We start from the raw sequence: 25,776 nt of genomic DNA, 5'->3' as shown, positions 1-25,776 counted from the left end.
CGCGAGGGGCGGGCGGGGATGTGCTGCGGGTCATGCCGCGCGGGGGACGGGCGGGAATGTGCTGCGGGTCATACCGCGCGAGGAGCGGTCGGGGCGGGCTGCGGGGGGCTGCGCTCCTCGGTCTGGCGCCCGCTGGGCTGGCGGCGCGGGGGGGGCGGGACGGCGCTGGCCGTGCTTTGCGTGCGGCGGTCGAGGCGCGGGGGGCCTATCCGGCTTCGGCCCGTGCGGCCCCGGCGCGCCGATGGGCGCGGGCCTGCGAGGACCACGGCCAGTCTTCCGGGCGGGAGACGAGCCCGTGGCGGACCGGGTCCAGCCAGCACTGGCGCAGATGCGCGGACAGATCGGGCGCATCGCGCAGGTGATGTTCCCAATACCGGCGCTGCCAGAAGCCGCGTTCGTGCCGGGCCATGTCCGACGCGCGCCGTGGCCCGCAGGGCAGCGCCCGCGACACCCGCGACTTGATGAGCCGCCAGCGCGTGGGATAGTCGCGGTCCCCTTCGGGCAGCGACCAGATGCAGTGCATGTGATCGGGCAGCACCACCCAAGCCAGAATGTCGAAGGGGCGTTCGGCGCGGGTCTGGCGCACCGCCTGCCGCAAGAGCCCGATGTTGCGCAGCAGCGCGTCACTGCCGCGATCGGCAAGCGCCACGGTGAAGTAGATCGGCATGTCGGTCAGGTCGGGGCGGCGATACTCTGGCATGGCGCGAGTTTGCCTGCCCAAGGTTAAGCATGTCTTAAACCGCGCCGGCATCGCGCCTCCTGTAAGGCCTGCCGTGGGCGCGATCGGCGCCGTATTGTGTAGGGTGCGTGCTTGCACGCACCCTCGCCGAGGGGCGCAAGGCGCGGCAATGTTTCAGCGATCTGCCGCCTTGTGACGCAGTTGTGTTGGCAATCCGCTTCAAATCCAGATAGAATCACTGGTAACAGGCGGCCGACAAGGCCCCGATAACAAGAGCAGGCGTAATGGAAACGGAAACCCTTGCGATGGCGCAGGAGATTGATTTCTCTTTGATCGCCCTTTTTGCACGCGCAACGCTGACGGTGAAGATCGTCATGATCATGCTGATGGTCATGTCCTTCTGGTCCTGGGCAACCATCGTGCAGCGCCATATCGTCTATCGCGCGGCGCGCCGCGAGGCCGAGATTTTCGACCGTGCCTTCTGGTCGGGCGAGCCGCTGGATGAACTTTTCGAAAAGATCGGGCCGCAGCCGGAAGGGGCGAGCGAGAAGATCTTTGCCGCCGGGATGCTGGAGTGGCGGCGCAGCCACCGGCAGGATGGCGCGCTGATCGCGGGCGCGCAGGCCCGGATCGACCGGGCGATGAATGTGGCGATCTCGCGCGAGAGCGAGCGGCTGAACACCGGCCTGTCCTTTCTGGCCACCACCGGGGCGACCGCGCCCTTCATCGGGCTGTTCGGCACCGTCTGGGGCATCAAGCACAGTTTCGAGCAGATCGCGATCTCGCAGAACACCAACCTTGCCGTCGTGGCCCCCGGTATTGCCGAGGCGCTGCTGGCGACCGGCATCGGCCTCATCGCCGCTATTCCGGCGGTGGTGTTCTACAACAAGCTCAATTCCGACAGCGAGCGTATCTTGGGCGGCTATGAAAGCTTTGCCGATGAATTCGCCACCATCCTGTCGCGCCAGTTGGATACCTGAGCCGTGGGGGGCGGGGTTCAGCAGAAATCGGGTGGCGGATCGGGCCGCCGCCGCCGGGGCAAGTCGGCGGCGATGGCCGAGATCAACATCACGCCCTTTGTCGACGTGATGCTGGTGCTTTTGATCATCTTCATGGTGGCCGCGCCGATGCTGACGGTGGGCGTGCCGGTGGAGTTGCCGCGCACGGCGGCCAGTGCCTTGCCCACCGAGCAGGAAGAGCCGCTGAGCATCACGCTGACGGCGGATGGCCGCACCCTGATCCAGACCACGGAAGTTCCGATGAACGAGCTGATCCCCCGGCTGAGTGCGATCGCGGCGGAGCGGACGAGCAACAAGGTGTTTTTGCGCGCCGACGGGGCGATCCCCTATCAGCGGGTGGCGGAAGTCATGGGCGCGCTGAACGCGGGCGGGTTCAATTCGATCGGTCTGGTGACCGATACGGACGGGCCTGCGATGAACGGCAGCGGCAACTAGGGCCGATTGGGAAAACGCGCGCGCAATGCAGACGGGCACAGTCATATCTGGCGCTGGCCATGCGGCTTTGATCCTCTGGGTGATTCTGGGGGATTGGCTGTTTGCGCGTCAGGAACCCGCGGCGGTGGAGGTGGCAGAGGTGTCGCTGATCTCGGCCGCCGAGTTCGATGCGATGGTGGCCGCCGCGCCCTCGACGCCCGAGCCTGCGCCTGCGGCAGAACCCGCGCCCGAGCCGCCCGCGCCTGCCCCTGCACCCGAGCCCGTGCCTGCGCCCGCGGTCGAGCCGCCGCCGCCGGTGGTGCCGGACCTGCCCGCGCCGAGCCAGACGCCGCCGCCCGCGCCCGAGCCGGTGCCGGCGCCAGAGGCCTTGCCGGAAAACAACGGCGTGGCCGATGCCTTGCCCTTGCCGGTGAATCCCGACCCCATCCCCGAAGTGCCGCTGCCGCCGACCAGCAGCCCGCGGCCCAAGCCCGCGCCGCGCGTGGCCCCGGTGCCGGTGGATGCGCCCGCGCCTGCGGTGGAGGTGGCCGAGGCCCCCGTGGAGGCGGTGACGCCCGATCCGGTGGAAGCGCCCGAGATCGTGGAGCCCGAGCGCCCCGAGGCGCAGCCCGAAGAAGCGGGCACCGTGCTGGAGACGGAAGCCAACCGCAACGAGGAGGTGGTCGCCTCTGGCGCGCCGCCGAGCAGTCCGCGCCCGCGTGGCCGCCCCGTGCGCAGCGAGGCCCCGCCGGTGGAAACCGCGCGGCCGACGCCGACGCCTACACCGACGCCGACCCCGACCCCCGCGCCTGACAGCAATGCCGATGCGGTGGCCGCCGCGCTGGCCGAGGCGCTGGCCGCCGAAGAGCCCGCGCCGACCGGCGGGGCGACCAATGCGCCTGTCGGGCCGCCGATGACCAGCGGCGAGCGCGATGCCCTGCGGGTGGCGGTGCAGCAGTGCTGGAACGTGGGCAGCCTGTCGTCGGATGCGCTGAACACCACGGTGGTGGTTTTCGTCTCGGTGGCGCAGAACGGCGTGCCGGATGCAGGCTCGATCCGTCTGGTGAGTTCGACCGGCGGATCGGAGGCCGGTGCGCGCGGTGCGTTTGAAGCGGCGCGGCGCGCGATCATCCGTTGCGGCGCGCGCGGTTTCCCGCTGCCGCCCGAGAAATACGACCAGTGGCGCGAGATGGAACTGGTGTTCAACCCTGACGGGATGCGGGTCAGATGATCACGTTTGCGCCAGAACTTGCCCAAACGGGGGTTTTGCCCTTCGTTTTCCCCCTTACCCCGGCGATGGCTGCGTTATGCTGCCCGCAACAGACCGAGGACAACCCGAGGCCATGATGACAGTAAAACATTTGTCTCTTCCCGTTCTTGCCATCGCCCTGATGGGCCTGTTCGGGCTGCAGGCCCCGGCGCAGGCGCAATCGGGGCCTTTGCGCATCGAAATCACCGAAGGGGTGATCGAGCCGCTGCCCTTTGCGGTGCCGGATTTCGTCGACGAGGGCGGGGCGGGGGAATATGCCCGCAACATCGCCCGCGTGATCGCCGCCGACCTGTCGGGGACGGGGCTGTTCCGCGAGATCCCGCGCGAGGCGCATATCAGCCGCATCAGCAGCTTTGACAGTTCCATCGCCTATGAGGACTGGAAGGCGATCAACGCGCAGGCGGTGATTACCGGCGCGGTAACGGTTTCGGGCGGGCGGATCGTGGTGAAGTTCCGCCTGTTCGACGTGTTCAGCGGCCAGCAACTGGGCGAGGGGCTGCAATTTGCCGGCACGCCGCAGACGTGGCGGCGCATGGCGCACAAGGTGGCCGATGCGGCCTATAGCCGGATCACCGGCGAGGGCGGCTATTTTGACTCGCGCGTTGTCTTCGTGAGCGAGTCGGGGCCGAAGAACAACCGGCTGAAGCGGCTGGCGGTTATGGATTATGACGGCGCGAATGTGCAGTATCTGACGGACAGCAGTTCCATCGTGCTGGCACCGCGTTTCTCGCCCAGTGGCGACCGTATCCTGTTCACCAGCTATCAGACCGGCTTTCCGCGCATCACGCTGATGGATGTCGGCTCCTTGCGCACCCAGACGCTGGCCGAGCAGCCCGGCACCATGACCTTTGCGCCGCGCTTCTCGCCCGATGGCGGGCGGGTGGTGTTCAGCCTCGAGCGGGGCGGCAACTCGGACCTCTACATGCTGACGCTGGGATCGGGCAATCTGGTGCAGCTGACCAACGCGCCCTCGATCGAGACCGCGCCGAGCTTCAGCCCCGATGGCAGCCAGATCGTGTTCGAAAGTGACCGTTCGGGGTCGCAGCAGCTGTATATCATGCCCGCCAGCGGCGGCGAGGCGCGGCGGATTTCGGCGGGGCAGGGGCGCTACAGCACCCCGGTCTGGTCGCCGCGCGGTGACATGATTGCCTTTACCAAGCAGCATCAGGGCCGGTTCCACATCGGCGTGATGCGCACCGATGGCCGCGAGGAGCGCTTGCTGACCGCGTCCTTCCTTGACGAAGGCCCGACCTGGGCGCCGAACGGGCGGGTGATCATGTTCACCCGCGAGACCAGCGGTGCGGGCGGACAGGCGGCGCTGTATTCGGTGGATATCTCGGGGCGCAACCTGCGCCAGATCCCGACCGAGGGCGCAGCCTCTGACCCGGCGTGGTCGCCCTTGCTGCCCTGATCTTCCGCGCGTGGCCGGATCGGCCCCCGCTAAGGGGCCGATTCACAGGTCACGACACATCTGATACGCTATGGCCAATCGAGCCAAGAAAAGGAAATACACCATGTCGCTTCTTCCCAAGGCCCTTCTGCTTGTTGCCGCGTTCGGACTGGCAGCCTGTAACAACCCTGACCGTTTTGGCGCTGGCGGTGCCGGAGCCGGTGGTGCGGGTGGCGCGGGCGGTGCCGGCATGGGCGGCGGTTTCGTGGACACCACGGGTCTGGGTGATCCGAATGATCCGCGTTCGATCGCCTATTTCAACCAGCGCGTCGGTGACCGCGTGCTGTTCCCCGTGGACCAGCACACGCTGACCGACCAGGGCCGTCAGGTGCTGTCGGGGCAGGCGCAATGGCTGATGACCAACAGCAGCTATGCCGTGATCATCGAAGGCCATGCCGACGAGCAGGGCACCCGCGAGTACAACCTCTCGCTGGGCGCGCGCCGTGCGGCTTCGGTGCAGAACTACCTGATTTCGCAGGGCGTTCCGGCCAACCGGATGCGCACCGTCAGCTATGGCAAGGAGCGTCCGGTGGAAGTCTGTTCGTCGGAAGCCTGCTATGCGCAGAACCGCCGCGCGGTGACCGTGCTCTCGATGGGCGCGGGGATGTAAGCTGATGCTGCGCGGGGTTTTGATGGCCTTTGTGCTGATGGCGGGGCCTGCGTTCGCGCAGGCCAACCCCCAGACGCTGGCCGATATCCGGGCCGAGCTTGGGTCGCTTTCGGCCGAGTTCAACCGGCTGAAAACGGAACTGGTGCAGACCGGGGCCTCGGGCGGCGCAATGGCGGGCGGATCGGCCTTGCAGCGCATGGACACGCTGGAGGCCGAGCTTTCGCGGCTGACCGCGCGGGCCGAGGATATCGAGATGCGGCTGAACCGCGTCATCAGCGATGGCACCAACCGGATCGGCGATCTGGAGTTCCGGCTTTGCGAGGTGACGCCGGGCTGTGATCTGGCGACGGTCGGCACGACCCCGCTTCTGGGCGGCGATATGGGCGCGGGGGCTGCCACGGGCGGCACGGCGGCGGTGGTGCCTTCGCAGCCGCCGAATGCGGTGGTGATCGAGGAACCCTCGGTGCCGCCGGTCGGCGGAGCCATTGCGGGCGGCGCGGAATTGGCAATTGGCGAGCAGGCAGATTTCGACCGGGCCCAGGCGGTGCTCGGTCAAGGTGACTTTCGCACCGCCGCGGACCTCTTTGCGACCTTTACCCAATCCTATCCTGGCTCGCCGCTAGGACAGGAGGCGCAGTTCCGCCGGGGCGAGGCTTTGGAACAGTTGGGCGAGACGTCGAATGCGGCGCGGGCCTATCTGGAGGCGTTTTCGGTGAACCCGGATGGCGCCTTTGCCGCCGATGCCCTGCTGCGGCTGGGCGAGTCGCTGGCCGTTCTGGGGCAGACGCCCGAGGCATGTGTCACGCTGGCCGAAGTCGGCACCCGCTATCCGGGCAGCATTTCGGCCACGCAGGCGCAGCTTGCGATGCAGGGGTATCAGTGCCAGTGAGCCCGCAAGGCCCGGATCTGATGGAAAGCGCCCGACGGGCGCTTTCTTCCGTTCCGGGGGAGGGGGTTGTGGGGCTTGCCGTGTCGGGCGGCGGCGATTCGATGGCGATGCTGCATCTGCTGGCGGGGGTGGCGGCGCGGCCCTTGGCAGTGGCCACGGTGGATCACGGCCTGCGGCGTGAAGCGGCGGCAGAGGCCGTGCAGGTGGGGCAGGTCTGTGCGGGGCTGGGCCTGCCGCATGCGGTGCTGCGCTGGGAGCATGGCGCGGTGGCGGGCAACCTGATGGAGGCCGCGCGCGCGGCGCGCTACGGGCTGCTTGCCGATTGGGCGCGGGCGGGCGGGATCGGCACCGTGCTGGTGGCGCATACGGCGGACGATCAGGCGGAAACCGTGCTGCTGGGGCTGGCGCGGGCGGCGGGGCTGGACGGCTTGGCCGGGATGCGGCCTGCGTGGACCCAAGGCGGTGTGGCCTTTGCGCGCCCGTTTCTGGGGGTGACGCGCGCGGCGCTACGGGGGTTTTTGCAGGACCGCGGGCTGTGGTTCGTCGATGACCCCAGCAATGACGACACGGGCTTTGACCGTGTGAAGATGCGGCGCGCGCTGGCGGGGCTGGCCGGGGTGGGGATCACCGCGCCGGGGCTGGCGGCGGTGGCGCGGCATCTGGCAGCGGTGCAGGCGGATTTGCGCGGGCTGGTCGCTGATGCGGCGGCGCGGCTGGTGGTGGAGCGTGCGGGGGCGCTGGAGATCGACCGCGCGGGCTTTGCCGCGCTGCCGGGCGAGGTGGCGCGGCGGCTGGTGCAGGCGGCGGTGATGTGGATGTCGGGCGCGCTGCATGTGCCACGGGCGGCGGGGCTGGCGCAGATGGTGGCGGCGCTGGGCGCGGGGGGCAGCGCGACGCTGGGCGGCTGCCGGATGATGCCGCGCGGGGGGCTGGCGGTGCTGGTGCGCGAGCCGCGCAGCCTCGGGCCGGAGGTGCCGCTCGGCGCGGTCTGGGACGGGCGCTGGCAGGTGCAGGGGACGGGGCCGGGCGTGGTGCGCGCGCTGGGGGCCGAGGGGCTGGCGCAGGTGCCGGACTGGCGCGCCGCGGGGCTGGCGCGCGCGGTGGCCGTGACGACCCCGGCCGTCTGGGAGGGCGGGCGGCTGCTGGCGGTTCCGGCGCTGGGATTTGGGTTAACCGATCGTCAAGACATTACTGCGACATTGACGGCAGGTTTTGGCTTATTCCTGTTATCGCATTGAACCCAGCGCCGTTCTGTCTATCTTAGGGGATAAGACCGCCGCCCTGTCCCGGGCGGCGGACATGTGAGGAGACGCTTCGTGGGCAATGCACGAAATATCGCATTCTGGGTCGTTCTGTTCTTTCTGATCCTTGCGCTGTTCAATCTATTTAGCGGCAATCAGACCACCACCTCGTCGCGCCAGATCTCGTATTCCGATTTCGTGCAGCGGGTCGACTCGGGTGAGGTGACCAGCGTGGTCATCGATGGCGAGCGGTTGCAGGTGCGGGGCCGGGACGGCAACACCTATGGCGCGATCGTGCCGCAGGGCACCGATGTGACCGACCGTCTGGTCGCGGCGGGCGTCGAGGTGCGGGCCGAGGCGCAGCAGCAATCGGGCTTTGTGTCGATCCTGATGACCTTCCTGCCCTTCCTGTTGCTGATCGGCGTCTGGATCTTCTTCATGAACCGGATGCAGGGCGGCGGCAAAGGCGGGGCGATGGGCTTTGGCAAGTCGCGCGCGAAGCTGCTGACCGAAAAGCATGGCCGCGTGACCTTTGACGACGTGGCCGGCATCGACGAGGCCAAGGAAGAGCTTGAGGAAATCGTGGAATTCCTGCGCAACCCGCAGAAGTTCAGCCGCCTTGGCGGCAAGATCCCGAAGGGCGCCTTGCTGGTCGGCCCGCCCGGCACCGGTAAGACGCTGCTGGCCCGCGCCATTGCGGGGGAGGCGGGTGTGCCGTTCTTCACCATCTCCGGTTCCGACTTCGTGGAGATGTTTGTGGGCGTGGGTGCGTCCCGCGTGCGCGACATGTTCGAACAGGCCAAGAAGAACGCGCCCTGCATCGTCTTCATCGACGAGATCGACGCCGTGGGCCGTGCGCGCGGCGTGGGCATCGGCGGCGGCAATGACGAACGCGAGCAGACGCTGAACCAGCTTCTGGTCGAGATGGACGGGTTTGAGGCGAACGAGGGTGTCATCATCGTCGCCGCCACCAACCGCAAGGATGTGCTGGACCCGGCCCTGCTGCGCCCCGGCCGCTTTGACCGCCAGATCCATGTGCCGAACCCCGACATCAAGGGCCGCGAGAAGATCCTTGGGGTGCATGCCCGCAAGGTGCCGCTGGGGCCGGATGTGGACCTGCGCACAATCGCGCGCGGCACCCCCGGATTCTCGGGTGCCGATCTGATGAACCTTGTCAACGAGGCGGCGCTGATGGCCGCGCGTGTGGGCCGCCGCTTTGTCGCGATGGACGATTTCGAGAACGCGAAAGACAAGGTGATGATGGGGGCCGAGCGGCGCAGCATGGTGCTGACGCAGGACCAGAAGGAAATGACCGCCTATCACGAGGCAGGCCACGCGATCGTGGGCATGGCGCTGCCGAAATGCGATCCGGTCTACAAGGCCACGATCATCCCGCGCGGCGGTGCGCTCGGCATGGTGATGAGCCTGCCGGAAATGGACCGTCTGAACTGGCACCGCGACCAGTGCGAGCAGCGCATCGCCATGACGATGGCCGGCAAGGCCGCCGAGATCATCAAATGGGGGCCGGATGCCGTGTCGAACGGCCCGTCGGGTGACATTCAGCAGGCCAGCGCGCTGGCACGGGCGATGGTGCTGCGCTGGGGCATGTCGGATGTGGTCGGCAACGTCGATTATGCCGAGGCGGCTGAGGGCTATCAGGGCAACACCGGCGGCTTTTCGGTTTCGGCCGAAACCAAGCGGCTGATCGAACAGGAAGTGAAGCGCCTGATCGACGAGGGCTATGAAACCGCCCGCCGCATCCTGCTGGAGCGCAGCGAGGAGTTCGAGCGTCTGGCGCAGGGCCTGCTGGAATACGAGACGCTGACCGGTGACGAGATCAAGAAGGTGGTCGCGGGCGAAAAGCTGGGCGGCGATGATGATGCCGACAAGCCGGCTTCGGGCGGGGGGATCGCCTCTATCCCGTCGATCCCCAAGCTCAAGCCCAAGGCGACGGGCGGGCTGGAGCCGGAACCCACCGCCTGAGACACGACACGGATTGCAAAAGCCCCGGAACCATCGCAGGTTCCGGGGCTTTTTCGTCGGATGGCTTTGAAGGAGGCAGGAATGGCGGCGTTGAAACCCAGCGGATTTGTGGGCCGGATCACATGGCTGGGCGTGGTGCCTGACCGGAACCGCCAGTTGCAGGCCGAACCGCTGACGCAGTTGCGCGCCGGATTTGACGGACCCGAAGGGGAGGCGCATGGCGGGCTGACGCGGCCCGCCTGCAGCCGCGTGAAGGCGCAGTATCCGCGCGGCACCGAGATCAGGAACACGCGGCAGTTTTCGGTTCTGGGGGCCGAGGAACTGGCCGAGATCGCGCAGCGCATGGGGCTTGCATCGCTGGACCCTGCGCTTTTGGGGGCCACGATGGTGATTGCGGGGCTGTCCGATTTCAGCCGCCTGCCGCCGTCGTCACGCCTGCAGGGCGAAGGCGGGGCGACGCTGGTGGTCGATATGGAAAACCGCCCCTGCGTGCTGCCCGGCAAACCGATCGAGGCGGCGCATCCCGGCTATGGCAAGGCCTTCAAGCAGGCCGCCAAGGGACGGCGCGGCATCACCGCCTGGGTGGAGCGGGAGGGCGTTTTCACGCTGGGAGAGGCGATTGCCCTGCATATTCCTGACCAGCGGGTCTGGGCGCATCTGGCGGAGGCGCGGCGCGGGTGAGGTCGCCCGCCACGCTGTCCCGTGCTGCCCCAGGGGCAGGATGCGGCGGATTTTGTGGGCCGGATGTCGGAAATGCCTGTGTTTTGGGCAAGCGCCCCGGTAACACTGGGGCCAAGCGCCGCCAAAAGGCGCATGCCTGACATGGGAGAGTGACATGGCCTTTGCGTCCGACATCGAGATTGCCCGCGCGGCAAGGAAATTGCCGATTCAGGCCATCGGCGCAAAGCTGGGCATCCCCGAGGCGGCGCTTTTGCCCTATGGGCATGACAAGGCCAAGGTCGGGCAGCCGTTCATCGCCGGGCTGAAGGATCGGCCTGACGGCAAGCTGATTTTGGTGACAGCGATCAACCCCACTCCGGCGGGGGAGGGCAAGACCACCACCACGGTGGGGCTTGGCGACGGGCTGAACCGGATCGGCAAGCGGGCGGTGGTCTGCATCCGCGAGGCGAGCCTTGGCCCGAACTTTGGCATGAAGGGCGGGGCGGCAGGCGGCGGCATGGCGCAAGTGGTGCCGATGGAAGAGATGAACCTGCATTTCACCGGCGATTTCCACGCGATCACCAGCGCGCACAACCTGCTCGCCGCGATGATCGACAACCACATCTATTGGGGCAACACGCTGGATATCGACGCGCGCCGCGTGGTGTGGCGGCGGGTGATGGACATGAACGACCGCGCCCTGCGCGATGTGGTGGTGAACCTTGGCGGTGTGGCGAACGGCTTTCCGCGCCAGACCGGATTTGACATCACGGTGGCGTCGGAGGTGATGGCCATTCTGTGCCTCGCGCGCGATCTGGACGATCTGCAGGAGCGTCTGGGCAATATCGTGGTGGCCTATACGCGGGCGAAAACGCCTGTGACCGCGCGCGACATCAAGGCCGACGGCGCGATGACGGTGCTGCTCAAAGATGCGATGCAGCCCAATCTGGTGCAGACGCTGGAGAACAACCCCGCCTTCGTGCATGGCGGCCCGTTTGCCAATATCGCGCATGGCTGCAATTCGGTGATCGCCACCACCACGGCGCTGAAGCTGGGGGAGTATGTGGTGACCGAGGCGGGTTTTGGCGCCGATCTGGGGGCCGAGAAGTTCTTTGACATCAAGTGCCGCAAGGCGGGCCTGCGCCCCGCGGCGGCGGTCATTGTCGCCACGGTGCGCGCGATGAAGATGAATGGCGGGGTGGCCAAGGCGGATCTGGGCACCGAGAATGTGGCTGCGGTGCAGGCGGGCTGCCCCAACCTTGGCCGCCATATCACCAATGTGAAGGGCTTTGGCGTGCCGGTGGTGGTGGCGATCAACCATTTCACCACCGATACCGAGGCCGAGATTCAGGCGGTGAAGGATTATGTGGCCGCCCAAGGGGCCGAGGCGGTGTTGTGCAAGCATTGGGCGCAGGGCAGCGCGGGGATCGAGGATCTGGCGCGCAAGGTGGTGGCGCTGGCCGAGAGCGGCGTGGCCGATTTCGCGCCGCTCTATCCCGATGCCATGCCGCTGCTGGCTAAGATCGAGACCATCGCCAAACGCATCTACCATGCCGAGGCCGTGGTGGCCGACAAGGCGGTGGTGGACCAGTTGAAGGCCTGGGAGGCGGCGGGGCATGGGCATTTGCCGGTCTGCATCGCCAAGACGCAATACAGCTTTACCACCGACCCGACGGTGCGCGGCGCGCCCACCGGCCACAGCATCCCGGTGCGCGAGGTGCGGCTTTCGGCGGGGGCGGGGTTTGTGGTGGCGATCTGCGGCGAGATCATGACCATGCCCGGATTGCCGCGCGTGCCTTCGGCCGAGGTGATCCGCCTGAACGCGGATGGCGATGTCGAAGGCCTGTTCTGAGCCGGATTCTGAGGCAATTCCCCGCGTTGCCCTTTGGCGGGCGGCGCTTTATGTCGGGGGGGTCTAACGGGAAGGGTCCGATGCGCAAACCTGCCGAATGTGAAACCATGGCCCATATCCGGGCCGAGATTGACCGGCTGGATGAAGATCTGGTGCGGCTTTTTGCCGAACGTGCGGGCTATATCGACCGCGCCGCCGAGATCAAGGCCGAGGTCGATCTGCCCGCCCGGATCGGGAGCCGCGTCGAAGAGGTGGTGGCCAATGTGCGCCGGCATGCGCTGGCCCATGGTCTGCCGCCCGATCTGGTGGAAAAGCTCTGGCGGCGCCTGATCGACTGGTCGATCGCGCGCGAGGAAAACCGGCTTGGACCTGATTCCATGCGAAAGGACAGTTGAGATGACAGCACAGGTGATCGACGGCAAGGCCTTTGCGGCCGATGTGCGCGCGCGCGTTGCGGCGCATGTGGCCCGTCTTGGCGAAGAACAGGGGATCGTCCCCGGGCTTGCCGTGGTTCTGGTGGGCGAGGACCCGGCCAGCCAGGTCTATGTGCGCAACAAGGGCGTGCAGACCCGCGAGGCCGGGATGGCCAGTTTCGAGCACAAGCTGCCCGCCGAGACCGCCGAGGCCGATCTGCTGGCGCTGATCGCAGAGCTGAATGCCGACCCGAAGGTGCATGGCATTCTGGTGCAACTGCCCTTGCCTGCCCACATGAATGCCGATCTGGTCATCAATGCCATCGATCCGGCCAAGGATGTGGACGGGTTCCACATCTCGAACGTCGGGCTGCTGGGCACGGGGCAGAAGGCGATGGTGCCTTGCACGCCGCTGGGCTGTCTGATGATGCTGCGCGCGCATCACGGGTCGCTCTCGGGCCTGTCGGCGGTGGTGGTGGGGCGGTCGAACATCGTGGGCAAGCCGATGGCGCAGCTTCTGCTCGGCGACAGCTGCACGGTGACGATTGCCCATAGCCGCACGAGGGATCTGGCGGCGGTGTGCCGCGGCGCCGATATTCTGGTGGCCGCCGTGGGCCGCCCCGAGATGATCACCGCCGATATGGTGAAACCCGGGGCCACCGTGATCGACGTCGGCATCAACCGGATCGAGCGGGACGGCAAGGCGCGGCTGGTGGGCGATGTGGACTACGCGGGCGTCTCTGCCGTGGCGGGGGCGATCACGCCGGTGCCGGGCGGGGTGGGGCCGATGACCATCGCCTGCCTGCTGGCCAATACGCTGACCGCCTGCTGCCGCGCAAACGGGTTGCCCGAGCCCGAAGGGCTCACGGCGTAACACCATGCAGGAAGGGCTCACAGCGTAACACCATGCCCGAAGGGCGGTCCCCCTAGCGCGGCATCGGGATGGCGCGGGCGACCGCGCCGCCCGCAAGGATCGCCAGCGCGTCGGGCTGCATCAGCCCCGAAAGCGCGGGATCATGGCTCCACAATCCGCCGGTATAGGTGCCGAAGGCGGGCAGGATCAGGCGCTGGCGGTCGGCCAGAAAGCAGCGCCAGACCTTGCCGGCGAGCCTTGCCTTGGGGTGATAATGCCCCGAGACCTCGCCCTGCGCGCCGGTTTGCGCGATGTGGCGGAAGACCAGCCCCGCCAGATGCACCTCGGCGCGGTGGCTGCCCGCAATCTCGAGCGGGCCGGCATCATGGTTGCCCGCAATCCAGATCCAGTCGCGTCCGGCGATCATCCGCGTCAGCCACAGCCGGTCGCCTTCCTCGAGCCCGTCCAGACTCGCGGCATCGTCGAAGCTGTCGCCAAGACAGATCACGCGGCGCGCGCCGGTGGCCTCAACCTCGGCCTCCAGCCGCGCCAGCGTCTCGCGGGTTTCATAGGGCGGCAGCAGCGTGCCCGCCCGGCGCGCCATGCGTTCGGATTTGCCAAGATGCAGATCCGACACGCAGAGCACGCCCTGATCGGGCCAGAACAGCGCCCCCGAGGGGCGGGCGATCAGGGTGGCATCGGCAAGGCGGAACGTCAGGCTCATGGTGCCTGATCTGCCCGCGCGGGCAGGCCAATGCAATCCCCCTGCCGCTTGCACCTTTCCGAAATACGCCCGCCAGAGGGCGTCAGGCCAGCCCTGCCGCCTCCATCAGGCGGCGGGCGGCATCTTCGGCCAGCCGCTCGCGCCCTGCGCCCTGCACCGGGATGCGGCCCGGTTCCAGAAACAGCGGTGCAGCCAGCGGAGTGACGCGGGGCAGGCGCCGCGTCTCGATCCGGCCTGCGACGCGGGCCAGCATCTCTTCGACGCGGGCAAAGTCGATCAGCCCGCGCATCGCCTCTTCGCGGGTGATCTGCAAAAGCAGGTGGTCGGGGTCGTATTTACGCAGGGTGTCATACAGGATATCCGACGAAAACGTCGCCTGCCGCCCCGATTTGCGGCGGCCCTGATGGCTGCGCTCGATCAGACCGGCGATGATGGCGCTGGCGCGGAAGGTGCGTTTCATCACGGCATTGCCCGCCAGCCATGTTTCCAGCCCGTCCTGCAGGGCCTGCAGGTCGAAGAGGGGAGCGGCATCGGTCACGGCGTCTATGCCCCAGATCAGCGTCGCGTAATCGGTGGCGACAAAGCCGAGCGGGGCAAGGCCGGCCTCTTCCATCGCCTTGGTCAGCAGGAGGCCAAGCGTCTGCTGGGCGTTCCTGCCGGCAAAGCCGTAGATCACCAGATGCTCGCGCCCGTCATGCGGGAAGCTTTCGCAGAGCAGCGTATCGGCATCGGGCAGGCGCGAGACCTCGCGCTGGAGCGAGAGCCATTCGGCGGTGTGGGCGGGCAGGTCAGGCCAGCGGGATTGTGCGAAAATGTCAAGAATCCGGTGGGTGAGCAGGGTGGATGTGGCGAATTTTGTTCCATTAAACACAGCAACCTTGGGGTCGCGGCCTGGTTGGTTGGTGACCTCGACCGTCATTTCGCGCAAGGATTCATAGCGCACGACCTGACCGCCGATCAGAAAGGTGTCGCCGGGGGTGAGGGTGGCGGCGAAGGATTCCTCGACCTCGCCCAAGGGGATGCCGCCGGCGCGGTTCTTCAGCCGCACCTTGAGGGTTTCGATGTCGATGATGGTGCCGAGGTTCTGGCGGATCACCGCCGCCGCGCGCGGATCGCGCAGGTGCCACTGGCTGCCGGTCTGTTTCAGTCGCTGCCAGCGGTCATAGGCGCGCAGGGCATAGCCGCCGGTGGCCACGAAATCGAGCGCGGCATCGAACTGCGCGCGGGTGAGCGCGGCATAGGGTCCGGCGGTGATGACCTCGGCATAAAGCGCATCGGCCTCGAAGGGTCCGGCGCAGGCGGTGAGCAGGATGTGCTGGCACAGCACGTCGCGCGGGCCGGGGCCGCGGGGCTCGCCATCGAGCGTGTGCTCGCGCACCGCGTCGAGGGCGGCCTTGCATTCCACCACCTCGAAGCGGTTGGCGGGCAAGAGCAGCGCCTTGGAGGGGGCGTTGTAGCGGTGGTTGGCGCGGCCGATGCGCTGGACGAGGCGTTTGACGTTCTTGGGCGCGCCGACCTGGATCACGAGGTCGACATCTCCCCAGTCGATGCCGAGGTCGAGCGAGCCGGTGCAGACGATGGCGCGCAAGCTGCCCGCGACCATCGCCGCCTCGACCCGTTCGCGCTGTTCGCGTGACAGGCTGCCGTGATGGATGCCGATGGGCAGGTCTTCGGTGTTGTTCAGCCACAGGTCGTGGAAGAACAGTTCGGCCTGCGCGCGGGTGTTGTGGAAGATGAGCGTGGTGCGGTGCCGCTTGACCTGTTCGAGGATGGCGGGGATCGCATAGCGCCCGCCGCCGCCCGACCACGGGGGCGGTGCCTCGGTTTCCAGCATCGAGATGTCGGGGGCGGGGCCGGGGTCGGCCAAGAGGATTCCGGCATCGGGGGCAAGGAAGCGGGCAAGCGCGGGCGGGTCTTCCACCGTGGCCGACAGGCCGACGCGGCGCAGCCCGGGCGCGAGCCGTTGCAGGCGCGCGATCAGCAGGGTGAGCTGGTCGCCGCGTTTGCTTTCGGCCAGCGCATGGATTTCGTCGAGCACCACCCGTTGCAGGCCGGCAAAGACGCGCGGAGCGTCTTCGTAGGACAGGAGCAGCGCCAGAGATTCCGGCGTGGTCAGCAGGATATGCGGCGGGTCGGCGCGCTGGCGGCGGCGCTGGGTATAGCTGGTGTCGCCGGTGCGGTCTTCGACCCTTATGGGCAGGTTCGCGCCTTCGATCGGGGTGCGCAGGTTGCGGCGGATGTCGGCGGCGAGCGCCTTGAGCGGCGAGATATAGAGGGTGTGCAGGCCCTTTGGCGGTGCCTCGGCCAGTTCGGCGAGCGTGGGCAGGAAGCCCGCCAGCGTTTTGCCGCCGCCCGTGGGGGCGATCAGCAGGGTGGCGGGGTCGCCCGCGCGGGCCAGCATGTCCCACTGGTGCGGATGCAGGGTCCAGCCCTTTGCGGCGAACCAGTGGGACAGGGCGGGGGGAAGGGTTTTCATCGCCTTAGGGTAGCGGTGTGTGGGGGCGCGTCAACGGAGCCTTTGCGGGCGCGCTGATTTTGCTTGAAGGGCGCTGCGGCGGGGCCTAAGCGGGTGCTATGCGAATGCTTTTCCTTGGCGATGTGATGGGCCGGACCGGGCGCGCGGCGATTGCCGAGCGGTTGCCGGGTTTGCGGGCGGAATGGAACCTCGATTTCGTGGTGGTGAATGGCGAGAACGCGTCTTCGGGCGCGGGTCTGACGCCGGAACATGCCAAGATCCTGCTGGACGCGGGGGCGGATTGCCTGACGCTGGGCGATCATGCCTTTGACCAGAAGGACATGCTGTCCTTCATCGAGCAGGAGCCGCGCATCATCCGCCCGATCAATTTCAGCAAGGTGGCACCGGGCAAGGGCTGGCGGGTGTTCACCGCGACGCAGGGGCGCAAGGTGCTGGTGGCGCAGGTTCTGGGGCAGGTGTTCATGAAACGCCCGTTTGACGATCCGTTCTCGGCCATCGAACAGGTGCTGAAGGCGCATCCGGTGGGGGGCATGGTGCAGGCGTCGATTGTCGATGTGCATGCCGAGGCCACCAGCGAGAAGATGGCGATGGGCCATTGGTGCGACGGGCAGGCGAGCCTTGTGGTCGGCACCCATACCCATGTGCCGACGGGTGATGCGCAGGTGCTGCCGGGGGGGACTGCCTATCTGACCGATGCGGGGATGTGCGGCGATTACAACAGCGTCATCGGCATGGAAAAGCTGGAGCCGCTGCGGCGGTTCATCACCGGAATGCCGAAGGCGCGGTTTGAACCGGCGGGCGGCGTGGCCACGCTGTCGGGGGTGTTTGTGGAAACCGATGACCGCAGCGGCAAGGCGCTGCGCGTGCGCATGATCCGCGTGGGCGGGCGGCTGGAAGAGGCGCGCCCTTGAGCGAACACCGGCTGTTTGCCCTTGTGCTCTTGGCTTTGGGCCTCGGCTGGGGGCTGACGCAGCCTTTGGGCAAGCTGGCAACCAGCACGGGGCATCAGCCGTTCGGTCTGATCTTCTGGCAATTGGTGATCTGCACGCTGGTGCTGGGGGCGCTGTCGCTGCTGCGGGGCAAGGGCGTGGTGCTGACGCGGCAGGCGCTGGTGTTCGCGCTGGTGGTGGCGGTGCTGGGCACGCTGGTGCCGAATGCGACGTTTTACACCAGCATCCAGCATCTGCCGTCGGGGATCATGTCGATTTTGATTTCGGCGGTGCCGATGCTGTCGTTTCCGATGGCGCTGGCCTTGGGGATGGACCGCTTTTCGCTGCGGCGGATCGCGGGGCTGGCGCTGGGCCTGATCGGGGTTGCGCTGATCGCCGCGCCGGGTGCGGGCCTGCCGGGGCATCTGCTGGCCTTCCTGCCGCTGGCGCTGGTGGGGCCGCTGTTTTACGCGATGGAGGCGAATTACGTCGCGCGCAGGGGCACTGGCGGCATGGATGCGGTGCAGGCGATGTTCATGGCCAGTCTGGTCGGGATGATCCTGTGCCTGCCGGTCACGCTGGCAACCGGGCAATGGATTGACCCGCGCGGCGGCTGGGGCGTGGCCGAATGGGGGCTGATCGGATCAAGCGTCGTGCATGCCCTGTGCTATGCGGGTTATGTCTGGCTGGCCGCACGCGCGGGGGCGGTTTTTGCGGCGCAATGCTCGTATCTGGTCACTGGCGCGGGCGTTATCTGGGCGATGCTGCTTTTGGGGGAGCGTTTGCAACCTTTGGTGTGGGCTGCGCTTGTGGTGATGCTGGCGGGCGTGGCAATGGTGCAGCCAAGGGCGGCGGCCCGGACGGAACAGGGGGCGTGATGCTGGGGATCGAGCTGGATCAGATGGTGGAGGCCTATGCGGCCTTGGCAATTCTGGCGGGGATGCTGGTGCTGTTCGTGCGAGAGACCTATCCGGTCGAGGTGACGGCGATCGGCGGGGCCTGTCTGATGCTGGTGCTGGGCATCCTGCCGCAGGCAGATGCGGTGAAATCGCTGTCCAATGCTGCGCCGTGGACGATTGCGGCCATGTTCATCATTGCGGGCGGGCTGGTGCGGACGGGGGCGCTGGATTCGGCCACGCAATATGCGCTGCGCTATGTAAAGACGCATCCGAAGGGGTCTTTGGCGGTGATCTCGCTGGGCGTGGTCTCTATGTCGGCCTTCATGAACAACACGCCGATTGTGGTGGTGATGATTCCGGTGTTCATGCAGATTGCGCGGCAATTGTCGCTGTCGCCGTCCAAGCTGATGATTCCGCTGTCATATCTGGCGATTCTGGGCGGCACGATCACCCTGATCGGGACATCCACCAACATCGTGGTCGATGGCGTTGCGCGGGAACGCGGGCTGGAGCCGTTCGGGATTTTCGAGATCACGCCGCTGGGCATTGCGGCCTGTCTGGTGGGCATGGCCTATCTGGCGCTGTTCACCAAGCGGCTGCTGCCGGATCGGGACAGCATGGCGATGATGCTGACCGACCGCAGCCGGATGAAGTTCTTCACCGAGGTGGCGGTGCCCGAGGACAGCCCCATCGTGGGGCAGCGGGTGGACAGTGTGGGCCTGTTCAAGCGCGACAACATGCGGGTGGTCGATGTGCTGCGCGGAGATGCCAGCTTGCGGCGGCAGCTCAGCGAGGTGGTGCTTGAGACGGGCGACAGGGTGGTGTTGCGCACCCCGATGTCGGAGGTGCTGGCGCTGCAGGAAAGCCGTGAATTGCGGATGGTGGACAAGCTGTCCTCGGTGCAGACGACCACGGTAGAGGTGCTGATCACCCCCGGTTGCGCGATGGTGGGGCGCAGTCTGGGGAGCATGCGGTTGCGGCGGCGCTACGGGGTGTATCCTTTGGCGGTGCATCGCAAGAACCAGAACATCGGGCGGCAGCTGGACGATCTGGTGGTGCAGGTCGGCGATACGCTGCTGCTGGAAGGCGCGCCCGCCGATATCCAGCGGCTGGCGGCGGATATGGATGTGGTGAACATCTCGGAGCCGTCGGACCGCGCCTATCGCCGCACCAAGGCGCCTATCGTGGTGCTGGTGCTGGCGGCGGTGGTGGGCCTGTCGGCGCTGAACGTGGCCCCGATCCTGCTGTTGGCGATGATCGGGGTGGGCGTTGTGCTGATCACCCGCTGCATCGATGCCGACGAGGCCTTCGGCTTTGTCGACGGGCGTCTGATGGCGCTGATCTTTGCGATGCTGGCGGTGGGCGCGGGGCTGGAACATTCCGGCGCGGTGCAACTGATCGTGAACGCGGTTGCCCCCTTCATGCAGGGATTGCCGCCCTTTGCGCTGATCTTTGTGGTCTATGCGCTGACCTCGGTGCTGACCGAGATCGTTTCCAACAATGCGGTGGCGGTGATCCTGACGCCGATTGTGATCGGGCTTGCCGCACAGATCGGGGTTGATCCGCGCCCCTTTGTGGTGGCAGTCATGTTCGGGGCCTCGGCTTCCTTTGCGACGCCGATCGGTTATCAGACCAATACGCTGGTTTATGGTCCGGGCGGCTATCGGTTCAGTGATTTCCTGCGGATCGGTTTGCCGCTCAATCTTGTCATGATGGTGGCGATCTCGGCCCTGATCCCGCTGTTCTTTCCATTCTGAAGGGAAAAGCGATGCGTAAACTCTTGGCTTGTCTGGTGCTGGCGGGCTGTGTCGGGCCGCTGGGCGGGGCGCCGCAGCCGCAGGCCGCGCGGCTTTCTGCCGAAGTGCTGACGCTGACGCTGACCGATGGCACGGTGTGCCGCGTCACGAACTGGACCGTGGTGCCCGAGGGTCGGCTGGACCCGTGCCTGCCGGGCGCGCGCTATGCGGTGCGGCTGGTCGAGAACCCCAATTTCCTCCGCCAGATCTGGACGGGGCTGACCTCGGCGCTCGGGGCAGAGGGGGCGGTGCCGCCGATGGCCGAGGTGGAGATCACCGATGCGGCGGGGCGCTCGCAGGTGTTTGTCTCGCCGCCGCCGGTCGGGAATATTTTCAAGGATTGATCTCATGGCTCCTAAATTTGGCACAAGCGGGTTGCGCGGGCTGGTCACGGAACTGACCCCGGCGCTGGTGGCGGATTACACCCGCAGTTTTCTGGCGACCTGTCCGGTGGGCAGCGGGCTGTGGGTCGGGCGGGATTTGCGCGAAAGCTCGCCCCGCTTGGCGGAGGACGTGATTGCCGCGGCGCGGGGCGAGGGTGTGGCGGTGACCGATTGCGGCGCGGTGCCGACACCGGCGCTGGCGATGGCCGCGATGGCGGCGGGGGCGGCGGCCATCATGGTGACGGGCAGCCACATTCCGGCGGATCGCAACGGGCTCAAGTTCTATGTGCCGGAGGGCGAGATCACCAAGCGCGACGAGGCGGCCATTCTGGCGGGGCTGGGCCGCGCGCCTGCGGGGCAGGAGGCGGCGCGGCGTGCCACGATGCAGGCCACGGGCGACTGGGCGGCGCGCTATCGCGGTGCCTTCGGCCGTGCGCTGGACGGGATGAAGGTGGGCGTCTGGGCGCATTCGGCGGTGAGCCGCGACGGTGTGGTGGCCTGTCTCGAGGCGCTGGGAGCGCGGGTGGCGGTGCTGGGGCAGTCGGATGTCTTTGTGCCCGTGGACACCGAGGCGGTGCCGGACGACGTGCGTGCGCAGTTCAGGGGCTGGGCCGAGGGGCTGGATGCGATTGTTTCCACCGATGGCGATGGCGACCGGCCTTTGGTCGCGGATGCGGCGGGGCGGATCGTGCCGGGCGATGTGCTGGGGCAGATCACGGCGGCGCTGGTCGGGGCAGAGGTGGTGGTGACCACCGTTTCGGCCAATACCGGCGTAGACCTGTCGGGCCGGTTTGGCCGTGTGCTGCGCACGCGCATCGGATCGCCTTTTGTGATTGCGGCGATGGAAGAGGCGGGCGGGCGCGTCGTGGGATACGAGCCGAATGGCGGCTTCCTGCTGGGATTTGAGGCCGAGGGGCCGGAGGGCGCGCTGCCGCGCCTGATGACGCGCGACAGCCTGCTGCCGATCGTGGCGGCCTTGATCGAGGCCAAGCGGGCCGGATCGCTGGCCGCGCGGGTGGGGCAGGAGCCTGCACGCTTTACCGTGACCGACCGGCTGGAGCATGTGCCGGTGGAGGCGTCGCAGGCGCTGCTGGCCGATCTTGCAAACGGCGGGCTGGAGGGTTTTGTCGCGCCCTTCGGTGCGGTGGCGGCTTTGGACCGCACCGATGGCTTGCGCGCGACGCTTGCGGACGGGCGGATCGTGCATCTGCGCCCGTCGGGCAATGCGCCCGAGTTCCGCGTTTATGCCGAGGCCGGAACGGCAGAGGCGGCGCAGGCCTTTGCGCAGGTGAAGGCCCGCTTGGGCTGAGCCTTGCAGGCGGGCTTGCGGCTGGTGTAAGGGAGGCCAGCACGCAAAGACGGTAGGAGATCGGGTCATGGCCGGCCATTCAAAATGGGCAAACATCCAGCATCGCAAGGGCAAGCAGGACAAGCTGCGCTCGAAGATGTTTTCCAAGCTGGCGAAAGAGATCACCGTCGCGGCCAAGATGGGGATGCCCGATCCGGACATGAACCCGCGTCTGCGGCTGGCGGTCAAGGCGGCCAAGGCGGTGTCGATGCCCAAGGATGTGATCGACCGCGCCATCAAGAAAAGCCAGATGGGCGATGCCGAGGATTACACCGAAATCCGGTACGAGGGGTATGGGGTGAACGGCATCGCCATCATCGTCGAGGCGATGACGGATAACCTGAACCGCACCGCCAGCAACGTGCGCAGCTATTTCACCAAGGCGGGCGGCAATCTTGGCACCACCGGATCGGTGTCGCACAGCTTTGACCGCGTGGGCGAGATTTCCTATCCGGCAAGCGTCGGCGATGCCGATACGGTGATGATGGCCGCGCTGGAGGCGGGGGCCGATGATGTGGAATCCGATGAGGAGGGCCACTGGATCTACTGCTCGGTCGAGACGCTGAACGAGGTGTCGGACGCCTTGGAGAAATCACTGGGCGAGTCGACGGAATCCAAGCTGATCTGGAAGCCGCAGTCGCGCACCGAGGTGGATCTGGAGACGGCGCAAAAGCTGATGCGTCTGATCGACCTGCTGGAAGAAGATGACGATGTGCAGACGGTGACGCATAACTTCGACATCCCCGAAGAGGTTGCGGCGCAGCTGTAAGGCGGCGCTCCGCGCTCCCTTCGGGCGCTTGTCGCTGCACGGCACGCCCGGGCGGGGGACAAGCAGCGAAGACGGCCATCAGGCCGGATGTGCGGCATGGCGGGCGAATTGTGGTGTTGCCCCTTGCAATCGGGGGCCATCGCGCGCATGTAGGGGGGGCAAAGCTTCTTCTCTTTCGGTCTTCTGTCTGCTTCGGCCCACAGTTTCGCGATCTAGACGACTCTCGGCCGGGCCATCGCATGTTGTGGGTGGCACAAAATACAGGAGATCTCACGATGGCCAACGGCACCGTGAAATGGTTCAACGCCACCAAAGGCTTCGGTTTCATCGCCCCGGAAGGCGGCCAGAAGGACGTGTTCGTGCACATCACCGCGCTGGAGCGCGCTGGCATCCGTGCGCTGAACGACGGTCAGGCTGTGACCTTCGATCTGGAGCGTGACCGCAACGGTCGCGAATCGGCGACCAACCTGGCTCTGGCCTGATCTGTCAGGTCTGACCTCGGGTTAGACATCTGGAACGGGGGTGGCGCAAGCCGCCCCCGTTTTGCTTTGCGCCTAGGCTCCGGCGATCAGCGCGGCGGCGATCAGCCACATGGTGATGCCGATGCCCAGTTCCAGCCAGACCCAGGCCTTGGGATTGGCGAAGAGGGGTGCAAGCAGGCGCGCGCCGAAGCCGAGGGCAGTGAAGAAGGCAAAGCTGCCCGCCATTGCGCCAAGGCCAAAGGTCCAGTGCTGCGGGGCGTATTGCGCTGAAATTGCGCCCAGAAGCACCACGGTATCGAGATAGACATGCGGATTGGCCCATGTGAACACCAGAACGGTGGCGAGGGTGCGGCCAAGGCTGGCGCTTGTGCCCGGCGCGGGGCGCAGCGCCTCGCCGCCCCTGAAGGCGGCGCGGAAGCGCAAAGCGCCATAGACCAAGAGGAAGGCCGCGCCCGCGTAGAGCATGGCGGTGGTGATCCACGGCGCGAGCGCGGCAAGGGTGCCGAAGCCCGCCACTCCGGCGGCGATCAGCACCGCATCGGACAGGGCGCAGGTCAGCACCACCGGCAGGACATGCTCGCGCCGCAAGCCTTGGCGCAGGACAAAGGCGTTTTGCGCGCCGATGGCGGCGATCAGCGACAGGGCGGTCAGAAATCCGGCGATAAGGGCGGTCATGGCGGGCCTTTCAAGGGGTCGGCTTGACTTAGCGCGGCAGGCGTGGATCAATCCAGATCATCTTTCTGATGCTGGATAAGCCGTGCTGATCTTTGACCCTGTGCAACTGGCCGCGCTGGCCGCCGTGCATCGGCGCGGGTCGTTCGACCTTGCCGCCGCCGATCTGGGGGTGACGCAATCGGCGGTATCGCAGCGGCTGCGCTCGCTGGAGGAACGGGCGGGCACGCTGCTGATCCGCCGTGGCAGTCCGAGCGTGGCGACCGAGGCGGGGCTGCGGCTGATCCGGCATTTTGACGCGCTGGTGCTGCTGGAGCGGCAGGTGGCGGAAGATCTGCCCGGGGTGCAGGCGGGTGCGGTGAGCCTGCGGATTGCGGTGAATGCGGACTCACTGGCCACATGGGTGATGCCCGCGCTGGCCGAGGTGCCGGGGGTGTTGTTCGATCTTGTGATCGACGATCAGGATTTCAGTCAGGACTGGCTGCGCCGCGGCGAGGTGGTGGGTGCGATTACCGGACATGCGGGGCCGTTGCAGGGGTGCGATACCCAGCCTTTGGGCGCGCTGCGCTATCGGGCGACGGCGAGCCCTGCCTATATGGCGCGCTGGTTTCCTGCGGGCGTGACGCCAGAGGCGGTGGCGCGTGCGCCTGCGCTGACCTATTCCGACAAGGACCGGCTGCAGGCGCAATGGGTGGCGGCGCGGGGGCTGGGCGCGCGGGCCGAGTTTCCGAGCCACCGGCTTGCCTCGACGCAGGGCTTTGTCGATGCCTGCCTTCTGGGTCTGGGCTGGGGGCTGAACCCCGAGCCGCTGGTGGCGGGGCATCTGGCGGCGGGGCGGCTGGTGGAAGTGGTGCCGGACACGCCGCATGATGTGGCGCTGCACTGGCAGTTCGCGCGGCTGACGGCGGGGGCGATTGCGCCCTTGACGCGGGCGCTGCGCCGCGCGGCGGCGCAGATGTTACGGATACAATAAGGCGCTTGTCTCTGCCCGCGCCGGAGACCAGAAAACGCGGATGATGGTCAAGACCGACACCAACCCCGTTCATGCGATCCTGTGGATGCTGGCCTCTGGCCTGAGCTTTGTGGGGGTGACGGGGATCGTGCGTTATCTGGGCACCGATCTGCCCGCCGCGCAATCGGCCTTCGTGCGCTTTGCCTGGGGGGCGCTGTTTCTGGCGCCCGCGCTGATCGGTCTGCTGCGGCAGGGCTTTGCAGGGCTGCATCTGGGGCTGCATCTGGGGCGGGGCGTCGTGCATGTGGCGGCGGTGATCTGCTGGTTCTATGCGATGGCGCGTATCCCTGTCGCAGAGGTGACGGCGATCGGCTATCTGAACCCGGTCTTGCTGACGCTGGGCACGGTGGTGTTCTTTGGCGAGCGGCTGACCCTGCGCCGGGTTCTGGCGATTGCGGTGGCGCTGGGCGGCGCGCTGATTGTGCTGCGCCCCGGCCTGCGCGAGGTGACGGACGGGCATATCGCGCAGATTGGCGCGGCGGTGTGCTTTGCCGGATCTTACCTTTTTGCCAAGCGGCTGTCGGGGGTGGCGAGCGCGGGGCAGATCGTGGCGATGCTGTCCCTGATCGTGACCTTGGGTCTCGCGCCGCTGGCGGCCTGGGTCTGGGTGCCGATGGACCTTGAGCAGCTGGCGTGGCTGGCAGTGGTGGCGGCCTGCGCGACATCGGGGCATTACTGCATGAGCCGCGCCTTTGCCGCCGCGCCGATTGCGGTGTCGCAGCCGGTGGTGTTCCTGCAACTGATCTGGGCGGCGCTTCTGGGCTGGGCCGCCTTTGGCGAGCGGGTGGATGTGTTCGTGCTGATCGGCGGCGCGGTGATTGTCGGGTCTGTCAGCTATATCACATGGGCCGAAGCGCGCGAGCGGCGGCGGGGGCCGGTGCCCGAGGTGCTGTAACCCGCCGGTGCCGCGCGCGATGCGCGGCGCGGTGCGCGGGGGGCTGCCTTTCCTCTGG

General features: G+C 67.3%; 25 protein-coding genes. 21 read left to right on the top strand and 4 right to left on the bottom strand.

Annotation, left to right across the window (positions count from 1 at the left end):
* Nucleotides 1-205 precede the first annotated feature (205 nt).
* Entirely contained in the window at nucleotides 206-700 is a 495-nt protein-coding gene (locus G3572_RS16640) for an REP-associated tyrosine transposase (RefSeq protein WP_164613971.1), read from the bottom strand.
* Between the two features lie 263 nt (nucleotides 701-963).
* Between G3572_RS16640 and tolQ the strand changes: the two genes are divergently transcribed.
* The 12 genes from tolQ (at nucleotide 964) to folD (ending at nucleotide 13,354) form a co-directional block, all read left to right on the top strand.
* The gene (gene tolQ / locus G3572_RS16635; RefSeq protein WP_164613969.1) at nucleotides 964-1,659 is read left to right on the top strand and encodes a protein TolQ; all 696 of its coding nucleotides are present in this window, start codon (nucleotides 964-966) and stop codon (nucleotides 1,657-1,659) included.
* A 3-nt stretch (nucleotides 1,660-1,662) separates the two neighbouring features.
* Complete coding sequence (tolR, locus tag G3572_RS16630) at nucleotides 1,663-2,133, top strand: protein TolR (RefSeq protein WP_164613967.1); 471 nt, start codon at nucleotides 1,663-1,665, stop codon at nucleotides 2,131-2,133.
* 25 nt (nucleotides 2,134-2,158) lie between these two features.
* Nucleotides 2,159-3,343 (top strand): cell envelope biogenesis protein TolA, encoded by a 1,185-nt coding sequence (locus tag G3572_RS16625; protein ID WP_164613965.1) that lies wholly within the window; start codon nucleotides 2,159-2,161, stop codon nucleotides 3,341-3,343.
* 160 nt (nucleotides 3,344-3,503) lie between these two features.
* The gene (gene tolB, locus G3572_RS16620; RefSeq protein ID WP_240335605.1) at nucleotides 3,504-4,793 is read left to right on the top strand and encodes a Tol-Pal system beta propeller repeat protein TolB; all 1,290 of its coding nucleotides are present in this window, start codon (nucleotides 3,504-3,506) and stop codon (nucleotides 4,791-4,793) included.
* 103 nt (nucleotides 4,794-4,896) lie between these two features.
* A complete protein-coding gene (pal, locus tag G3572_RS16615; protein WP_164613963.1) occupies nucleotides 4,897-5,442 on the top strand; it encodes a peptidoglycan-associated lipoprotein Pal in 546 nt (181 codons plus the stop codon).
* Nucleotides 5,443-5,446: 4 nt separating this feature from the next.
* On the top strand, nucleotides 5,447-6,331 hold the full coding sequence (gene ybgF / locus G3572_RS16610; protein WP_164613961.1) for a tol-pal system protein YbgF: 885 nt from the start codon (nucleotides 5,447-5,449) through the stop codon (nucleotides 6,329-6,331).
* Nucleotides 6,332-6,351: 20 nt separating this feature from the next.
* Entirely contained in the window at nucleotides 6,352-7,569 is a 1,218-nt protein-coding gene (tilS, locus tag G3572_RS16605) for a tRNA lysidine(34) synthetase TilS (RefSeq protein ID WP_164613959.1), read from the top strand.
* Between the two features lie 78 nt (nucleotides 7,570-7,647).
* The gene (gene ftsH, locus G3572_RS16600) at nucleotides 7,648-9,555 is read left to right on the top strand and encodes an ATP-dependent zinc metalloprotease FtsH (RefSeq protein WP_164613957.1); all 1,908 of its coding nucleotides are present in this window, start codon (nucleotides 7,648-7,650) and stop codon (nucleotides 9,553-9,555) included.
* Between the two features lie 81 nt (nucleotides 9,556-9,636).
* Nucleotides 9,637-10,236 carry an MOSC domain-containing protein gene (locus G3572_RS16595; protein ID WP_164613955.1) on the top strand — a complete coding sequence of 200 codons (600 nt, stop codon included), beginning with the start codon at nucleotides 9,637-9,639 and terminating at the stop codon, nucleotides 10,234-10,236.
* A gap of 154 nt (nucleotides 10,237-10,390) precedes the next feature.
* Nucleotides 10,391-12,067, top strand: a complete 1,677-nt coding sequence (locus tag G3572_RS16590; protein ID WP_164613953.1) for a formate--tetrahydrofolate ligase — start codon at nucleotides 10,391-10,393, stop codon at nucleotides 12,065-12,067.
* Between the two features lie 80 nt (nucleotides 12,068-12,147).
* On the top strand, nucleotides 12,148-12,462 hold the full coding sequence (locus tag G3572_RS16585) for a chorismate mutase (protein ID WP_164613951.1): 315 nt from the start codon (nucleotides 12,148-12,150) through the stop codon (nucleotides 12,460-12,462).
* A gap of 1 nt (nucleotide 12,463) precedes the next feature.
* Entirely contained in the window at nucleotides 12,464-13,354 is an 891-nt protein-coding gene (gene folD, locus G3572_RS16580; RefSeq protein ID WP_164613949.1) for a bifunctional methylenetetrahydrofolate dehydrogenase/methenyltetrahydrofolate cyclohydrolase FolD, read from the top strand.
* A gap of 52 nt (nucleotides 13,355-13,406) precedes the next feature.
* Here the strand turns inward: folD and pdeM are convergent, their stop codons facing one another.
* Both pdeM and G3572_RS16570 read right to left on the bottom strand, forming a co-directional pair.
* Nucleotides 13,407-14,057, bottom strand: a complete 651-nt coding sequence (gene pdeM, locus G3572_RS16575; RefSeq protein WP_164613947.1) for a ligase-associated DNA damage response endonuclease PdeM — start codon at nucleotides 14,055-14,057, stop codon at nucleotides 13,407-13,409.
* Between the two features lie 82 nt (nucleotides 14,058-14,139).
* Complete coding sequence (locus G3572_RS16570; protein ID WP_164613945.1) at nucleotides 14,140-16,533, bottom strand: ligase-associated DNA damage response DEXH box helicase; 2,394 nt, start codon at nucleotides 16,531-16,533, stop codon at nucleotides 14,140-14,142.
* Nucleotides 16,534-16,631: 98 nt separating this feature from the next.
* Between G3572_RS16570 and G3572_RS16565 the strand changes: the two genes are divergently transcribed.
* The 7 genes from G3572_RS16565 (at nucleotide 16,632) to G3572_RS16535 (ending at nucleotide 23,139) form a co-directional block, all read left to right on the top strand.
* Entirely contained in the window at nucleotides 16,632-17,444 is an 813-nt protein-coding gene (locus G3572_RS16565; RefSeq protein WP_164613943.1) for a TIGR00282 family metallophosphoesterase, read from the top strand.
* On the top strand, nucleotides 17,441-18,340 hold the full coding sequence (locus tag G3572_RS16560; protein ID WP_164613941.1) for a DMT family transporter: 900 nt from the start codon (nucleotides 17,441-17,443) through the stop codon (nucleotides 18,338-18,340). Before G3572_RS16565 ends, G3572_RS16560 begins: the two co-directional genes overlap by 4 nt.
* Entirely contained in the window at nucleotides 18,340-20,118 is a 1,779-nt protein-coding gene (locus G3572_RS16555; RefSeq protein WP_164613939.1) for an SLC13 family permease, read from the top strand. The genes G3572_RS16560 and G3572_RS16555 overlap by 1 nt, the downstream gene beginning before the upstream one ends.
* A gap of 11 nt (nucleotides 20,119-20,129) precedes the next feature.
* Nucleotides 20,130-20,501 carry a hypothetical protein gene (locus tag G3572_RS16550; RefSeq protein ID WP_164613937.1) on the top strand — a complete coding sequence of 124 codons (372 nt, stop codon included), beginning with the start codon at nucleotides 20,130-20,132 and terminating at the stop codon, nucleotides 20,499-20,501.
* A gap of 4 nt (nucleotides 20,502-20,505) precedes the next feature.
* Nucleotides 20,506-21,849: a phosphohexomutase domain-containing protein gene (locus tag G3572_RS16545; RefSeq protein ID WP_164613934.1), complete on the top strand. Its 1,344-nt coding sequence runs from the start codon at nucleotides 20,506-20,508 to the stop codon at nucleotides 21,847-21,849.
* A gap of 67 nt (nucleotides 21,850-21,916) precedes the next feature.
* Nucleotides 21,917-22,657, top strand: coding sequence for a YebC/PmpR family DNA-binding transcriptional regulator (locus G3572_RS16540; protein ID WP_164613932.1), 741 nt, complete (start codon nucleotides 21,917-21,919; stop codon nucleotides 22,655-22,657).
* A gap of 275 nt (nucleotides 22,658-22,932) precedes the next feature.
* Entirely contained in the window at nucleotides 22,933-23,139 is a 207-nt protein-coding gene (locus G3572_RS16535) for a cold-shock protein (RefSeq protein ID WP_101922075.1), read from the top strand.
* A gap of 72 nt (nucleotides 23,140-23,211) precedes the next feature.
* On the opposite strand, the gene G3572_RS16530 is transcribed toward G3572_RS16535, so the two are convergent.
* The gene (locus G3572_RS16530) at nucleotides 23,212-23,814 is read right to left on the bottom strand and encodes a LysE/ArgO family amino acid transporter (protein WP_164613930.1); all 603 of its coding nucleotides are present in this window, start codon (nucleotides 23,812-23,814) and stop codon (nucleotides 23,212-23,214) included.
* Nucleotides 23,815-23,896: 82 nt separating this feature from the next.
* On the opposite strand from G3572_RS16530, the gene G3572_RS16525 reads away from it, so the two are divergent.
* Together G3572_RS16525 and G3572_RS16520 are read left to right on the top strand one after the other, a co-directional pair.
* Nucleotides 23,897-24,784, top strand: a complete 888-nt coding sequence (locus G3572_RS16525) for a LysR family transcriptional regulator ArgP (protein ID WP_354004055.1) — start codon at nucleotides 23,897-23,899, stop codon at nucleotides 24,782-24,784.
* Between the two features lie 40 nt (nucleotides 24,785-24,824).
* Complete coding sequence (locus tag G3572_RS16520; RefSeq protein WP_240335598.1) at nucleotides 24,825-25,718, top strand: DMT family transporter; 894 nt, start codon at nucleotides 24,825-24,827, stop codon at nucleotides 25,716-25,718.
* The last annotated feature ends 58 nt before the right edge of the window (nucleotides 25,719-25,776 follow it).

It is taken from the genome of Pseudotabrizicola algicola (genome assembly GCF_010915705.1).
Lineage (GTDB): Bacteria > Pseudomonadota > Alphaproteobacteria > Rhodobacterales > Rhodobacteraceae > Pseudotabrizicola > Pseudotabrizicola algicola.
This window is presented reverse-complemented; position numbering and strand designations above follow the sequence as displayed.

Coding starts and splice junctions, on each gene's coding strand:
- G3572_RS16640 (WP_164613971.1), bottom strand. CDS start 700: ATGCCAGAGTATCGCCGCCCCGACCTGACCGACATGCCGATCTACTTC.
- tolQ (WP_164613969.1), top strand. CDS start 964: ATGGAAACGGAAACCCTTGCGATGGCGCAGGAGATTGATTTCTCTTTG.
- G3572_RS16625 (WP_164613965.1), top strand. CDS start 2,159: ATGCAGACGGGCACAGTCATATCTGGCGCTGGCCATGCGGCTTTGATC.
- tolB (WP_240335605.1), top strand. CDS start 3,504: ATGGGCCTGTTCGGGCTGCAGGCCCCGGCGCAGGCGCAATCGGGGCCT.
- pal (WP_164613963.1), top strand. CDS start 4,897: ATGTCGCTTCTTCCCAAGGCCCTTCTGCTTGTTGCCGCGTTCGGACTG.
- ybgF (WP_164613961.1), top strand. CDS start 5,447: ATGCTGCGCGGGGTTTTGATGGCCTTTGTGCTGATGGCGGGGCCTGCG.
- tilS (WP_164613959.1), top strand. CDS start 6,352: ATGGAAAGCGCCCGACGGGCGCTTTCTTCCGTTCCGGGGGAGGGGGTT.
- G3572_RS16595 (WP_164613955.1), top strand. CDS start 9,637: ATGGCGGCGTTGAAACCCAGCGGATTTGTGGGCCGGATCACATGGCTG.
- G3572_RS16590 (WP_164613953.1), top strand. CDS start 10,391: ATGGCCTTTGCGTCCGACATCGAGATTGCCCGCGCGGCAAGGAAATTG.
- G3572_RS16585 (WP_164613951.1), top strand. CDS start 12,148: ATGCGCAAACCTGCCGAATGTGAAACCATGGCCCATATCCGGGCCGAG.
- folD (WP_164613949.1), top strand. CDS start 12,464: ATGACAGCACAGGTGATCGACGGCAAGGCCTTTGCGGCCGATGTGCGC.
- pdeM (WP_164613947.1), bottom strand. CDS start 14,057: ATGAGCCTGACGTTCCGCCTTGCCGATGCCACCCTGATCGCCCGCCCC.
- G3572_RS16570 (WP_164613945.1), bottom strand. CDS start 16,533: ATGAAAACCCTTCCCCCCGCCCTGTCCCACTGGTTCGCCGCAAAGGGC.
- G3572_RS16565 (WP_164613943.1), top strand. CDS start 16,632: ATGCGAATGCTTTTCCTTGGCGATGTGATGGGCCGGACCGGGCGCGCG.
- G3572_RS16555 (WP_164613939.1), top strand. CDS start 18,340: ATGCTGGGGATCGAGCTGGATCAGATGGTGGAGGCCTATGCGGCCTTG.
- G3572_RS16550 (WP_164613937.1), top strand. CDS start 20,130: ATGCGTAAACTCTTGGCTTGTCTGGTGCTGGCGGGCTGTGTCGGGCCG.
- G3572_RS16545 (WP_164613934.1), top strand. CDS start 20,506: ATGGCTCCTAAATTTGGCACAAGCGGGTTGCGCGGGCTGGTCACGGAA.
- G3572_RS16540 (WP_164613932.1), top strand. CDS start 21,917: ATGGCCGGCCATTCAAAATGGGCAAACATCCAGCATCGCAAGGGCAAG.
- G3572_RS16535 (WP_101922075.1), top strand. CDS start 22,933: ATGGCCAACGGCACCGTGAAATGGTTCAACGCCACCAAAGGCTTCGGT.
- G3572_RS16530 (WP_164613930.1), bottom strand. CDS start 23,814: ATGACCGCCCTTATCGCCGGATTTCTGACCGCCCTGTCGCTGATCGCC.
- G3572_RS16520 (WP_240335598.1), top strand. CDS start 24,825: ATGATGGTCAAGACCGACACCAACCCCGTTCATGCGATCCTGTGGATG.